This window comes from Corynebacterium sp. HMSC077D03 (genome assembly GCF_001808545.1).
Taxonomy (GTDB): domain Bacteria; phylum Actinomycetota; class Actinomycetes; order Mycobacteriales; family Mycobacteriaceae; genus Corynebacterium; species Corynebacterium simulans.
This window is the reverse complement of record NZ_KV793652.1, coordinates 53,265-64,944: the sequence shown is the minus strand read 5'-3', so window position 1 is coordinate 64,944 and position 11,680 is coordinate 53,265. Positions and strand designations below refer to the sequence as shown.

Annotated in this window: 10 protein-coding genes and 1 tRNA gene; 6 read left to right on the top strand and 5 right to left on the bottom strand. The window is 57.4% G+C overall.

Translation table 11 applies throughout. The annotated features are described in order from the left end of the window. Positions 1 to 288 precede the first annotated feature (288 nt). The 3 genes from HMPREF2888_RS00310 (at position 289) to HMPREF2888_RS00300 (ending at position 5,535) form a co-directional block, all read left to right on the top strand. On the top strand, positions 289 to 786 hold the full coding sequence (locus HMPREF2888_RS00310; protein ID WP_061922409.1) for an Rv1476 family membrane protein: 498 nt from the start codon (positions 289 to 291) through the stop codon (positions 784 to 786). A gap of 1,764 nt (positions 787 to 2,550) precedes the next feature. Beyond that, complete coding sequence (locus HMPREF2888_RS00305) at positions 2,551 to 4,431, top strand: DIP1281 family NlpC/P60 protein (RefSeq protein ID WP_061922412.1); 1,881 nt, start codon at positions 2,551 to 2,553, stop codon at positions 4,429 to 4,431. A gap of 30 nt (positions 4,432 to 4,461) precedes the next feature. After that, positions 4,462 to 5,535, top strand: a complete 1,074-nt coding sequence (locus tag HMPREF2888_RS00300; protein ID WP_061922415.1) for a ferrochelatase — start codon at positions 4,462 to 4,464, stop codon at positions 5,533 to 5,535. 6 nt (positions 5,536 to 5,541) lie between these two features. On the opposite strand, the gene HMPREF2888_RS00295 is transcribed toward HMPREF2888_RS00300, so the two are convergent. Further along, entirely contained in the window at positions 5,542 to 6,306 is a 765-nt protein-coding gene (locus HMPREF2888_RS00295) for a hypothetical protein (RefSeq protein WP_061922418.1), read from the bottom strand. Between the two features lie 33 nt (positions 6,307 to 6,339). Here HMPREF2888_RS00295 and HMPREF2888_RS00290 point away from each other — a divergent pair, with 33 nt between their 5' ends. Continuing rightward, positions 6,340 to 7,182 carry a DUF3097 domain-containing protein gene (locus HMPREF2888_RS00290; RefSeq protein WP_061922423.1) on the top strand — a complete coding sequence of 281 codons (843 nt, stop codon included), beginning with the start codon at positions 6,340 to 6,342 and terminating at the stop codon, positions 7,180 to 7,182. On the opposite strand, the gene HMPREF2888_RS00285 is transcribed toward HMPREF2888_RS00290, so the two are convergent. Then, positions 7,179 to 7,751: a hypothetical protein gene (locus HMPREF2888_RS00285; RefSeq protein WP_061922425.1), complete on the bottom strand. Its 573-nt coding sequence runs from the start codon at positions 7,749 to 7,751 to the stop codon at positions 7,179 to 7,181. The genes HMPREF2888_RS00290 and HMPREF2888_RS00285 overlap by 4 nt on opposite strands. Before the next feature lie 119 nt (positions 7,752 to 7,870). After that, positions 7,871 to 8,587 carry a TVP38/TMEM64 family protein gene (locus HMPREF2888_RS00280; RefSeq protein ID WP_061922427.1) on the bottom strand — a complete coding sequence of 239 codons (717 nt, stop codon included), beginning with the start codon at positions 8,585 to 8,587 and terminating at the stop codon, positions 7,871 to 7,873. Between the two features lie 223 nt (positions 8,588 to 8,810). Here HMPREF2888_RS00280 and HMPREF2888_RS00275 point away from each other — a divergent pair, with 223 nt between their 5' ends. Beyond that, positions 8,811 to 9,440: a DedA family protein gene (locus tag HMPREF2888_RS00275; protein ID WP_061922604.1), complete on the top strand. Its 630-nt coding sequence runs from the start codon at positions 8,811 to 8,813 to the stop codon at positions 9,438 to 9,440. A 168-nt stretch (positions 9,441 to 9,608) separates the two neighbouring features. On the opposite strand, the gene HMPREF2888_RS00270 is transcribed toward HMPREF2888_RS00275, so the two are convergent. Then, a tRNA-Leu gene (locus HMPREF2888_RS00270) sits at positions 9,609 to 9,694 on the bottom strand. 229 nt (positions 9,695 to 9,923) lie between these two features. On the opposite strand from HMPREF2888_RS00270, the gene HMPREF2888_RS00265 reads away from it, so the two are divergent. Further along, entirely contained in the window at positions 9,924 to 10,463 is a 540-nt protein-coding gene (locus HMPREF2888_RS00265; protein WP_061922432.1) for a YbhB/YbcL family Raf kinase inhibitor-like protein, read from the top strand. Positions 10,464 to 10,555: 92 nt separating this feature from the next. Here the strand turns inward: HMPREF2888_RS00265 and HMPREF2888_RS00260 are convergent, their stop codons facing one another. Continuing rightward, positions 10,556 to 11,665: a quinone-dependent dihydroorotate dehydrogenase gene (locus HMPREF2888_RS00260; protein ID WP_061922436.1), complete on the bottom strand. Its 1,110-nt coding sequence runs from the start codon at positions 11,663 to 11,665 to the stop codon at positions 10,556 to 10,558. Positions 11,666 to 11,680 lie beyond the last annotated feature (15 nt).

The following is an 11,680-nucleotide window of genomic DNA, read 5'->3' as shown; positions in this document are numbered from 1 at the left end:
ATATGAGGAATAAGGCGCTTGCGTTTAAGGCCAAGGCGCTGGAAACGAGAAGAACGCGAAGGTTCGGAAACCAGTCTAATGGTTTCGACCGACGACCGTGTCAACTATAACAGTACGAGCGTTCTGTTTCACCTTTTGGGAAGGTTTCGCGCGTCACATAGGCAATCCTGATGATGGCAGCGTTACTTTATGAATCGAAGCTGCTTGCTCACAGGCGCCCATGGGCTGCTATTTATAGGGTGGGTTACGGCAAGGCAGCATTAGCAACCGAAGTAGAGGAGGGGAGCAATGAGTGCGGAAAGCGCTGAGTCTCCGGCGATCGATATCGCTGACCTCGCCGCGCAGCTACGCGCGGATGGCTCCGCCTTTACTAATACGGACCTGGCCAACGATCAATCCGTCCAGGACTCCATTTCTGCGGCGTTGCATGCCGGCCATGGCGTTGCTGTTGTGGATGACTACACCGCCACTGCGGCAGAAAGCCGCAACCTTGCCGTCGATCTTCAAAATGCCACGGGATTAGACACCGTCATCGTTCAAGTGCCTTCGCATGTCTCTGCCGTGAGTGGCTCGCTGTCGCGTGCGGAACTCGAAGCAGTGCAACGCAAGATTCCTAGGGGCATCGATCAGGTTGAGCTCCTTGAACGCTTTTACGACGGCATAGATCGGTTTGACGTCCATTCGGTGATTCTCACCGCCTTTATGGTGGTGCTCGCGCTCGCCGTTGCTTGGATAGCTTTCAGGTCTGCATCAAGGCGTGAAACGCGTTCCGAGAAAATGGGCTAGGCCCAACGGTGGGACGATTGTCCGCCGAACCTCGGTTCAACCGAAGCTCGAAGATTTCTCTCGTTTTCAGCGTTTCGGAAACTATGAGACTTAGATTTGTTCGAAAAACTATCCCCAGAACCTGAGTGAACCGTCGGGGTCACCGGGTGCCGAATGAGGGGAACCGTGCGGTTGCAATCAACCCGAAAGTTGGCCATCAAATTTACCGATCTGGCTACACCTGAGTCATCGATCTCGCGCGGATCTGGACCTCAATCCGTTGGGAATTTGCCTCCCATTTAACGCTGGGCGAGGCGATCGTTTTGCGCCCTTTAGTTAAAGCGGAAACCAATCCATGCCCATCTGGTGGCTATGGGATTGTGGACATCTGGGCGCCGGCGGATGTCGAAATTGGTCTGGCGAGTGTCAAATTCCAAGAGTGGGGTAGGGGATCTAGTCAACCACCCTGACTTGACAAGCGGTGGGGGAGGGGCTGCTAAAGGGGGTTTGCGTGGAGATTTCACTAGTAGTGTGATGAAACACACAATCACGGGAAGGTAACAAAATTATTGCAGGTTGGCTGCCTTTGTAACGTCATGTGGCGCGACTTGACTGGAGTGAATTTTGAGGAAAGTGTGCGCGACGGTGTGTCGGTGACGTATGGTTCAAATATCGACTCACGGGTTGATTCTTGTTCCATACGTTCATGGGCCAAGCCTTGACTCTCAATCGAGATGACACACGGGTATGTGGGGAAGCACGCCACGAGTGGAAATCGCGGGATTGAGGTTCGCCGCCTGGCTCACGATGAGCAGATGGGATGGGGCCTAGTTGTTTGAAGCCCTGACGCATAACGCTTTAAGGCGCGAGCCTTTAACTCTGTTGCGTGTCGGAGACAGCGGCGTCGTAAAGCAGCGCTGGCTTATTTCGAACACACCTGGCACCCCAAGAACGATTCGTCGAAGCCGATTCCAGTGTTCGAATTTTTTAAGAATTGACACACCCACATTCCGATTGGGGACAAGCAAGCCGGTTGGTCTTGTCGTCGCCTCACCGGGTGCCGGTGCAGCTTCAGCCTTCTGGGGCGAGAAGCTTCTGCGGGTTCTCGGTAAGGGGATGGCAATGTGATCGGCATAGCGAGTTACTCGTAGGGCTAGCTTCGTGCGGCCCGTTCAAGGTTCGTGGATTTTGCTTTCCGCCCTCCCGACCGCGCGCAAGCGCAACGGAATTGCGGCGACGGCAGGCCACGGATTTTAGAGCGGTTCATACGGGGTTAAGACGCGAGTTCAACACAGCATTGCTTCTCCCGCGCCTGTGATCGGCGCATAAACGTCACGCATTTTCACCGTAGGCACAACCTGCCTAAAGGTTGTACTGCCAGGGCGGTGTACGCATCGAATGCGTATATCTGCACCTACTCCAAGGCTGCCTGGTGCCGGGTAACGTGCCCCTAACTTTTGCCATTGTGCGATTAGGTAAAAGAGTTCAAAGGGGTGCGCTAGTTAAGACATGCGCTTTTAAGCTGGCTTAAGTTAAGTCCCGGGCATTCCTATATCTAAATCAACAGTGTAAACCCGCTAGCTTTCTGCCAGCCAGCTCGCTGACAGGCGCATCTGTATCTTGTGCCGAGGTGGATGCTCGAAGGCTACCTCGCCGGTCGCAGGCGAGGACTCTCATAGCTTCTATCGGGTTTGGCTGGGCTGATTGTGGCTGATTGTGTAGGGATGAGCTTTTGCATGACGTGAAACAATTCGGCGAAGCGTGGGTGTCTAGGAGATACTTCTCGTGGCCACCATCTTTAAGTACGGCTCTCGGCGTCTGAAGACGCTGCTAGCCACCGTCGCAACCACCGCGACGCTATCTACCGTTTCCACCCTTGCTCCGGTTGCCGCCCACGCGGAAGAACCGGTCAACATCCAGTCCTTGCTTTCCTCGAAAGATGCATCTGTCGCTGACCTTGCTGGCGCCATTGCCACCATTGAAGAGCAGATTGCGAAGCTCGAGGGCGAAATTGGAATGCGACGTGAGGCAGTAAACCGTGCCTTGGTCGACCTCCAGGACGCGCGTACGGAAGCCGCTCAGGCCCGCCGTGGTACCACCGCGGCGCGTGATGAACTCGATTCTGCACAGTCGGAAGTCGAAAAGGCTCAGAAGAGGCTCAATGAGCTTTCGCGTACCGCTTACCGCCGTGCCAATACTTCTAACGCCGTCTCCACGGCTGCGGGAAATGACGCGCGCGGCGAGATGCTGGAGCGCCAGACCTATCTGCATACGCAAACCAAGGATCAGCAGGCGGTCTTGGATCGGTTGGAGCGAGAGCGCACTGAGAAGGCGAACAAGGAATCGCAGCTTCGCAAGACCCAGGAGTTGGCACAGCTGCGCGAGGAAAAAGCTACCGAGGCTGAGGCCCAAGCGCGTCAAACCCTGGAAGAAAGCCAGTCGAACGTGGCCGAGTTTTCCTCCGAGCGCGAGAGCTTGCTAAAGCAGCGCTCCCAGGTGCAAAATGCGCTAAATCAAGCCAAAGAGCTAGATTCCAACGAGTCTAAGACTGGAGAGTCTGGCTCAAACGTCCAGTCAAATAACTTGACCAAGAGGAAGGCTCAGACCGATAGCGCGGCTACTTCGCAGGCGCCGGCAGCAGGCTCCCAGGAGTCCGCGGCGGCAAGCAATGCTGCGGGCGCAACGCAGTCGACGTCGGAAAGCGCTTCTGCGAATGCTAATGCCAACGGTGGCGAAGCGGCGCTTGCTCCTGACGCTTCCGCGGCGGAGTCATCTACATCAGCTACCGAGTCTGATTCGATGATGCAGGGCGGCGAGCCGGATTCCGTAACCCGGGACTTCCGTGCGGATAGGTCTGGCTCGCAGCTTAGCGCGAGCGACGTCCAGAAGGCAGCGGAGGCGGCCCAGGAGCTGTCTTCGGATCCGAACGTGCAAAAGCTTTCCTCCGAAGGTTTCAGCATGCACGGTTCTTCCGTCGACTCCTCGACGCTGGCGCTCGCGGGCACGGCAATCGGTGCGGCTGCCGCGATTGTTGGCGCGGCCCAGCCAAATCATACGGGCTTGACCCAGGAGGAGCTGGACTCGCTGGCGCAGGGTTCTTCGCAGCTAGCAGCTCTCCAGGGCGGCACCACCAGCAACACCGACGACGATGAATTGACCGGTGAGGTCTCTGACGTCCTGGGCGAGTTGGACACCACGGATGATGTCACGGAAAAAGCAACGAGTGCGCTTGGCGATGCCGACCGTAACGCGAAGATTGAAGCGGTCATCGCCCGTGCAAAGTCCCAGATCGGCATGCCTTATGCATGGGGTGGTGGCGACGCGAACGGACCCACCAAGGGCATCCGCGACGGCGGCGTGGCTGACTCCTTCGGCGACTACAACAAGGTCGGCTTCGACTGCTCTGGCCTTACGATGTACGCCTTTGCCGGTGCCGGCATCTCCTTGCCGCACTACACCGGCTACCAGTACCAGAAGGGTACTCAGGTCCCAGCTAGCGAGATGCAGCGCGGCGACCTTATCTTCTACGGGCCCGGCGCAAGCCAGCACGTAGCTATCTATCTTGGCGACGGCACCATGATTGAGGCTCCTCAGTCTGGATCTAACGTTCAGATTTCTCCTGTGCGTTGGTCCGGAATGACGCCTAATGTCGTGCGCCTCCTCTAAGCCCCAACCTTTGGTTGGTAAAGTTGCGGTATGACTGACGCACAACAGCTTGCCCGCAACTACGACGCCCTCCTCGTTCTTTCTTTCGGTGGCCCGGAAGGAAACGAGGAGGTCGTTCCGTTTTTGGAGAACGTTACCCGCGGGCGCGGCATTCCACGTGAGCGCCTTGAGGTAGTAGGCGAGCACTATTTCCATTTCGGCGGCATAAGCCCGCTCAACAAGCTCAACCGCGAAATCATCGACCACGTCGAGCAGGAGCTGAAAAAACGCGAACATAATCTACCTGTCTACTTCGGCAACCGTAATTGGCACCCATTCGGCACCGAGACAGTGGAGCAGATGGCTGCCGACGGCGTCCGTAACGTCGCCGTTCTCGCAACCTCTGCGTGGGGTGGTTACTCTGCCTGCCGCCAGTACGACGAGGATATTCGCCAGCTGCGCGAGCACCTCGCGGAAAAAGGCCTGCCGGAGATTGAGTTCACCAAGATCCGTCAGTTCTACGATCACCCGAAGTTCATCGCAGAGATGACCCAGGCGGTAAAGGACGCTTACGCCAAGATCCCCGAGGGCAAGCAGGCACGCATGCTCTTTACTGCGCATTCCGTACCTACCGCGCACGATAACGTCGGTGGCGGCGAAGGCGATAAAAATATCTACTCCCGCCAGGTCGCCGAAGCCTCCCGCCTCGTGGCAGAAGCCGCAGGTGTAGCTGACTATGACTTGGTCTGGCAGTCGCGCTCCGGCAACCCAAAGACCCCATGGCTCGAGCCCGACATCGTCGACCACACCACCGAAATCCATGACAAGGATGGCGTTGAGGCGATCGTCGTTTGCCCGATCGGCTTCATCTCTGACCATATGGAGGTTGTATGGGACCTCGATACGGAGCTTAAGAAAGCGGCCGGTGACATGGGCGTGCTCGTTGAACGTACCCGCACCGCTGGCCCGACCGATTCCTTTGCATCGATGATCGTGGATCTTATTGAGGAGCTCGAGCAGGATAAGCAGTGGGAGAGCATTGGCAACGTCACCGTTCAAGGCTGTACTACCAACGGCGCTCCCTGCGCTGAGGGCTGCTGCGATATTTGGTCGCTGCGTAAATAATGGCCCTTAGCGGCTGAAATCCGAAAGCGCGTGTGCAACGCCCGCCATACGCGCTTGACGAATATGCCGCCACAGACCTAAAAGGTGATGAACGAGGCTGTGATTCATTCTTTCCGTCACAGTTTCGATAATCGCGCCCACGCGGTCTGCACGGGCGAAAAGCTTTGCGGCCCGCGGTGATACTGATCGTGGAAGTCTCGGTGTGTCATAAAAATCGCTGAGACTGCCCACGGTTAGCCGTGGATTATGCAAAGCATCCGATTTGTAGCCCGCAGCTTCGATGAGTAGTGCGGCTTGGTTGGTTGCCTTGCTGAGCAGCTCGTCAGCCTCGCCGGGGCTCAGCCACGCAGGCGCAGGCAAGGGCAGTTCCTCCTCGAACACGTGCCAAGTGGTGCTGGAGTTTCCATAGTGGGGCACGAGCACTAAGTGGCGGTTGTGATCATTGGTGCGCACAACGATTGCGCCCGCATCGCTTGCGGCCGCCGCCTTCCATGACTTCGAGCCTGCCGGCAATAACGGGGACTCGCCCGGCCCGGAAAGGACAAGACGCAGCACGGGTTCGCGCTCGCTGTTTTGCACAATCTCGGAAGTTTCTGCCCGCAGGTAAGCTAGCAAATCCACAAAGGGTGCTTCATCCTCCATCACCTGCAAGCCACCGAGCTCCTGCATCGCATCCAAGAGATCGTCCGTGGATTCGTGTCCCCACAGCCAGGCGCCCAGCCAGACTGCGGTGTTTTGTAAAGGAGACCAAACCTCGGCGCGCATATCCATGACGGCAAAGTTTAGTAGATAGACTTTTGGCCCATGAGTATCGATCCATACGGCGGCGACATCTTTGCAGGCCATAAACGCGCACAGAAGAAGGAGTACCCAAAGGTTCCAGCAGAACCTGGAATGGTTGTTGAGGTACGTGGCGACGACTTTGTCGGCGCAGTGATGGGCGTGGACAAGACCGTGTTTGGTCAAGTAGTCCGCCTCGAGGATCGGTACGGAAACGAGCGTGTTTTCAACTTGGTGGAAGGCGGCTTCCTGTTGGAGGGGCAGCCGATCACCCTGACGCGCTACGTCGAAAAGCAGGCCCCGCAAAAGTCCAACTCCGGTTCGCGGCGGGTGGCCAATGTTGAAGCAAAGGTTGCGGCGCCCTCGCGCATCTGGGTTGAGGGCATTCACGACGCCGCGATTGTGGAGAAGGTCTGGGGCCATGATCTGCGCGTTGAGGGCGTGGTCGTGGAATACCTGGAGGGTCTAGACAACTTGGAAGAACGTCTCGCTGAGTTCCAGCCTGGCCCCGGCAGGCGCGTCGGCGTTCTGGCAGACCATCTAGTCGAAGGTTCTAAGGAAACCCGCCTTACCCAGAGTGTGGGCGAGCACGTGCTGGTAACGGGCCATCCTTTTATCGATATTTGGGCGGCGGTAAAGCCCGAGCGTCTGGGTCTTCGCGAATGGCCGGAGGTGCCATACGGTGAGGATTGGAAGACGGGCATCGTTAAGCGCGTGGGCTGGTCTGACCCGAAGGAAGGCTGGAGCCGAGTTTATACCGCCGTCAATACGTTCCGGGATCTAGATCCGACGCTGATTGGGGCAGTGGAAAGGCTGGTCGATTTCGTGACTACGCCCGAGCTTTCGAAAGCTGACCTCGGATATTAAAGGGTATCGGCGCGTTCAATGATGTTGACCGCCAGCTGCCAACCCGCCATCTCGGCGGCCCAACCAGCGGCCTGTAGACGCTGCGACATTGCCTGCTTGGAGATACCGAGTTCCTCGGCTGCCTCATTCTGATTTAGGCCAGCGCGCACTAGCGAGGTTGCCTCGCGGCCCTCAATCGTGCGCTTGTGGAGTACGAATCCAAGCAAGGCAAAGGTGGCGGCAATATCGTTTGCTTCCGAAGCGCGCCCTCGCTTGCTGATCTTGGCGTATACCTGGCCCGCGCGCGCCGAGGCTTTCAGCGCGGCAGTGGCCACCTGGCGGGCAGCGTCTTCGTCGCCGCTTGCTCCGGGGGATACGCCGATGCCGATGGCCCAGTCACCGTCGGCAAGCAGCGCCATGACAACGTCACACACGGAGGACGCAGAGTGCGCCACCGCGCAAATGTCCTCGACACCCAGGACGTGGAACTCACCGACTCCGTCGAGCGTGGAAAGGGCGGTGGCGGATCGCTGCACCAGTTCCGCGCGGCGTACCGAGCGGCCGCGATAGCGTGCGTGTACAGCGAGCATTGTTCCTCCTAGGGTCGAAGAATATTCAAAGCGAAGTGCTAATCAGCATAGCGCCCATAAAGTCTATAGGTGAAACTTGACTCGCTGTCCTTTGGCTTTCATAGCATTTGAGGGTTTACCTAGGGGCGCATCGGCAACTTGGCGTCGAGAACCAAGCCTGCGACGCCTATGGCGGCGAGAAAGGCAATGGCGACGAAGATCCAAGGCTCCGATTGGCCGGTCAGGGTATCACCGAAGAATACGCCGATTGCGGTGGTAGGAATGGAGCCCACAAGTGTGGCTACGGTGAATTGGCCGACTGGGATAGGGGTGAGCGCGGCGACATAATTGAGGAGGGAAAAAGGCACGCCTGCCACCATTCGCAAGCTTGCGATGGCAAGCCACCCGCGCCTTTCTAACCTCGTGTTGATTTTGAAGACCGCAGGGTGGGTTAGGTGCGGGCGAATCCAGTCGCCGAGGAGAAGGCGAACGATGAAAAGCGAAAGCACTGCAGATACGGTCAATGCCGCAAGAGAGATGCTAAGACCGAGCCAAGGGCCGAATAGGATACCTGCAGCCACGGTCCAAAAGGTACGGGGCAGCGGAAATTGCGTAAATATGACATAACCTAGGAAGAAGGCGATAATGAACCAGGTGCCCATATTCTCGGCCCAGGAGCGCAGGGCGGTGATGTCAGGGACATCGACAAGCACTGCGACAACGCCTAGGCAAATGGCAGCAGTGAGGACGACCAACCATCGCGTGGCTGACCAACCTTGCACGGCGGCGACTGCAGAGGCACAGACGTCTTTTACGAAGCCGCCCAAGCTACGCAGCCATCCAAGAAGTCGAGTCATGGGTAAAACAGTAGTGGGCCAATCTTTGGATGTGGAATCGCGGTGGCTGAATGTATGCTGTGTCGATCGCGACAATTTGCCGTGAAAGGCCATGTCGAGCTGTACTTAGTGGCAAGACAGGGGAGATACTTAGATGCAATCACCTGCGCCTCCTTTTTGGTTGAGGCGCTTTAAGAATGTTTTGGAGTATCGAGTGGACGCAATTTCTAACCTTTTGTCCTACATGGACGCTGCGACCCTATTGGAATCATTTGGGCCATGGGTAATCGCCGGCATTGCCGTCGTTGTATTCATTGAGTCGGGCGTTTTGTTCCCGTTCCTGCCGGGTGACTCGCTGCTGGTTACAGCGGCGATCTTGCGCGACCAGCTGCACGTGAATATCTGGACGCTTCTCGGCGTGGGGATCGTGGCTGCAGTGCTGGGCGATCAAGTTGGTTACTACCTGGGCCATCGCTTCGGCCGCCGCCTATTCAAAGATGATGCACGCATCTTGAAGACTGAGCACCTCGTCGCGGCAGAAGAATTCTTTGCCAAGCATGGCCCGGTTGCGCTTGTGCTCGGCCGCTTCGTACCGATTGTTCGTACCTACATCCCGGTTGCCGCTGGTACAGCGAAGATGCCTTATAAGAACTTCGTGGGGTGGAATATCTCTGGCGCCATCGCGTGGGTGGTGTCGATGAATCTGGTGGGCGTCTTCCTGGGCAATATTCCGGGTATCGCGGACTCGATTGAGAAGATCATGTTGCTCATCATCTTCCTTTCGGTACTGCCTATCATTATCAAGTACTTCATCGAACGCCGTAAAGCGAAAAAGCTTAAGGGTTCCGAGGCTGAGCCGGAGGCTGTAGTCTAGGCGGCTGCCTTGGCAGCGGCCGCGCTTCCGAGGCAAGCGAGAGTTGTGCGCCTTGTTTTAACATTTGGATAATTGCCCTCATCTTAGCTCGAGGCAGGGAGGGCAATAGATGCTACGGAAAAAGTCTCGCGACATCGTTCCTATCGATGTCGCGAGACTTCACATTTGTGCCCGAGGGGGGACTTGAACCCCCACGTCCGTTAATAGGACACTAGCACCTCAAGCTAGCGCGTCTGCCATTCCGCCACCCGGGCTGGGTGTTTTCAGCCTCTCGGCTGGGCACTCGAATACTGTAGCGCGAAACGCGTAGATTAAACAAATCAGCAGGTAGTAGTGGAAAATGGCTTAGTTTTGAGGCCTTTAAAGCGCGTAAAAGTACATCGTTGTAAGTTGGCAGTTGCGCCTGCGGTATGGCGTGGGGGGCTGCCAATTGAGATGCCAGACTCATCGACAGCATAGTGTGGCCTCAGGTACAACTGAAATATGACTTCATATGCACAAGATTCCCGTTTTCCTGGCCACGATCCTTATGCGCCGCTAAAGGATCTGCCGAGCTTCGAGCTGACCTCCGCAGACATTGTAGAGGGCGAGGAGATCGCTGAGCGTTTCCGTGCTCCCTCTGATGTCTCTCCACAGCTGAAGTGGAGCGGCGCGCCTGAAGGCACGAAATCCTATGCGGTTACCTGCTTCGACCCAGACGCGCCTACGGCATCGGGTTTCTGGCACTGGGCGGCCTTTAACATCCCAGCCACCGTTACAGAACTTCCAACCGGCGCAGGTTCGGCTGAGGACCTAGGCATCGAAGGCGTGGTTAGCTTGCGCGGGGATTCCGGCAAGAAGACCTACTACGGCCCGAATCCGCCCGCAGAGCATGCCCCGCACCGTTACCTCTACGTAGTGCATGCGGTAGATGTGGAAAAGCTCGACATCGACCCAGAATCCACGCCGACTGTCCTAGGCTTTAATCTTCATTTCCACGCCCTGGGACGTGCGATCACTTGGGGTTGGTACGAGACCACCTAAGGCTCGTTAAAGACGTGTTAAAACGCCCGTCCCGCCACCTTGTAGGTTGAGGTGGTGGGACGGGCGTTTCGTGGTTTTGGCTTGGCAGCTTTCTACTTCCAAGGAAGGCCGGAGCCTACAGCCTCAGAGATGTTGCGAAGGCCGTGAGCCCGAATTTGCTCGGCGATGCCGCGGTGAATATCGCGAATCCAGTCCGGGCCGCCGTAAATCAGGCCCGTGTAGCCCTGCAGGAGGCTGGCTCCTGCAGCAATGCGCTCCCACGCCTGCTCCGGGGTTTCGATGCCACCAACGGAGATGAGCACGAGCTTGTCACCCACCCGCGCGTGGAGGCGGTGGAGGACCTCCAAGGAGCGCGCCGCAACCGGTGCGCCCGAAATGCCACCAGCGCCCATTGCAGCAACCTCGTCGGCGGGGGTCTTGAGTCCCTCACGTGAAATAGTGGTGTTGGTGGCCACGATGCCCGCAAGGCCCAGCTCGACCGCCATATCGGCAACTGCGTCAACGTCCTCGTCAGAGAGATCTGGAGCGATCTTGACCAGGACTGGAGAGCTGGTGGATTCCTGCACAGCAGCCATGATCGGACGCAGGGACTCAACGGCTTGGAGGTCACGCAAGCCCGGGGTGTTTGGCGAGGAGACGTTAACTACGAGGTAGTCAGCCAGGTCGCCCAAAACCGAAGCTGACTGGCGGTAGTCCTGGACCGCTTCTTCGGCAGGGGTGACTTTAGTCTTGCCAATGTTGATGCCGATGACGTCGGAAGTCCGACGTGCCCGCAGGTTGCGGGCTGCAGCGGCTGCGCCCTCGTTGTTAAAGCCCATGCGGTTTAAGATTGCGCGATCCGCCTTCAAGCGGAAAAGGCGTGGGGCAGGGTTTCCCGGTTGCGCCTTTGCCGTGACGGTGCCCAGTTCTGCATAGCCAAAGCCAACAGCAGACCAAGTATCGGCGGCTGCGGCATTCTTATCAAAACCAGCTGCAAGTCCCAGCGGACGCGGGAACTTTACACCGAATACCTCTTGCTCCAGTACTGAATCATTGACTGGCACCACCTTGTGTAGACCGCGGTGCAGCAGGGGTGCTTTCTGCAAGCCGGATAAAGCACCCATCATAATGAGGTGAATGCGCTCGGGCGCGAGCTTAAACATGCCTTTGAGCGCTAATTGATAGGCGGCTTTGCGCAGTGCGTCGACGCGAGTTTCTTGCATGGTTTTAAAGGGCCC

Bases quoted from the DNA above. Each gene is read 5' to 3' on its own strand.
- HMPREF2888_RS00265 (WP_061922432.1), top strand. From the start codon at position 9,924: ATGACTTCATATGCACAAGATTCCCGTTTTCCTGGCCACGATCCTTAT.
- HMPREF2888_RS00300 (WP_061922415.1), top strand. From the start codon at position 4,462: ATGACTGACGCACAACAGCTTGCCCGCAACTACGACGCCCTCCTCGTT.
- HMPREF2888_RS00280 (WP_061922427.1), bottom strand. From the start codon at position 8,587: ATGACTCGACTTCTTGGATGGCTGCGTAGCTTGGGCGGCTTCGTAAAA.
- HMPREF2888_RS00260 (WP_061922436.1), bottom strand. From the start codon at position 11,665: ATGCAAGAAACTCGCGTCGACGCACTGCGCAAAGCCGCCTATCAATTA.
- HMPREF2888_RS00310 (WP_061922409.1), top strand. From the start codon at position 289: ATGAGTGCGGAAAGCGCTGAGTCTCCGGCGATCGATATCGCTGACCTC.
- HMPREF2888_RS00275 (WP_061922604.1), top strand. From the start codon at position 8,811: ATGGACGCTGCGACCCTATTGGAATCATTTGGGCCATGGGTAATCGCC.
- HMPREF2888_RS00295 (WP_061922418.1), bottom strand. From the start codon at position 6,306: ATGGATATGCGCGCCGAGGTTTGGTCTCCTTTACAAAACACCGCAGTC.
- HMPREF2888_RS00290 (WP_061922423.1), top strand. From the start codon at position 6,340: ATGAGTATCGATCCATACGGCGGCGACATCTTTGCAGGCCATAAACGC.
- HMPREF2888_RS00285 (WP_061922425.1), bottom strand. From the start codon at position 7,751: ATGCTCGCTGTACACGCACGCTATCGCGGCCGCTCGGTACGCCGCGCG.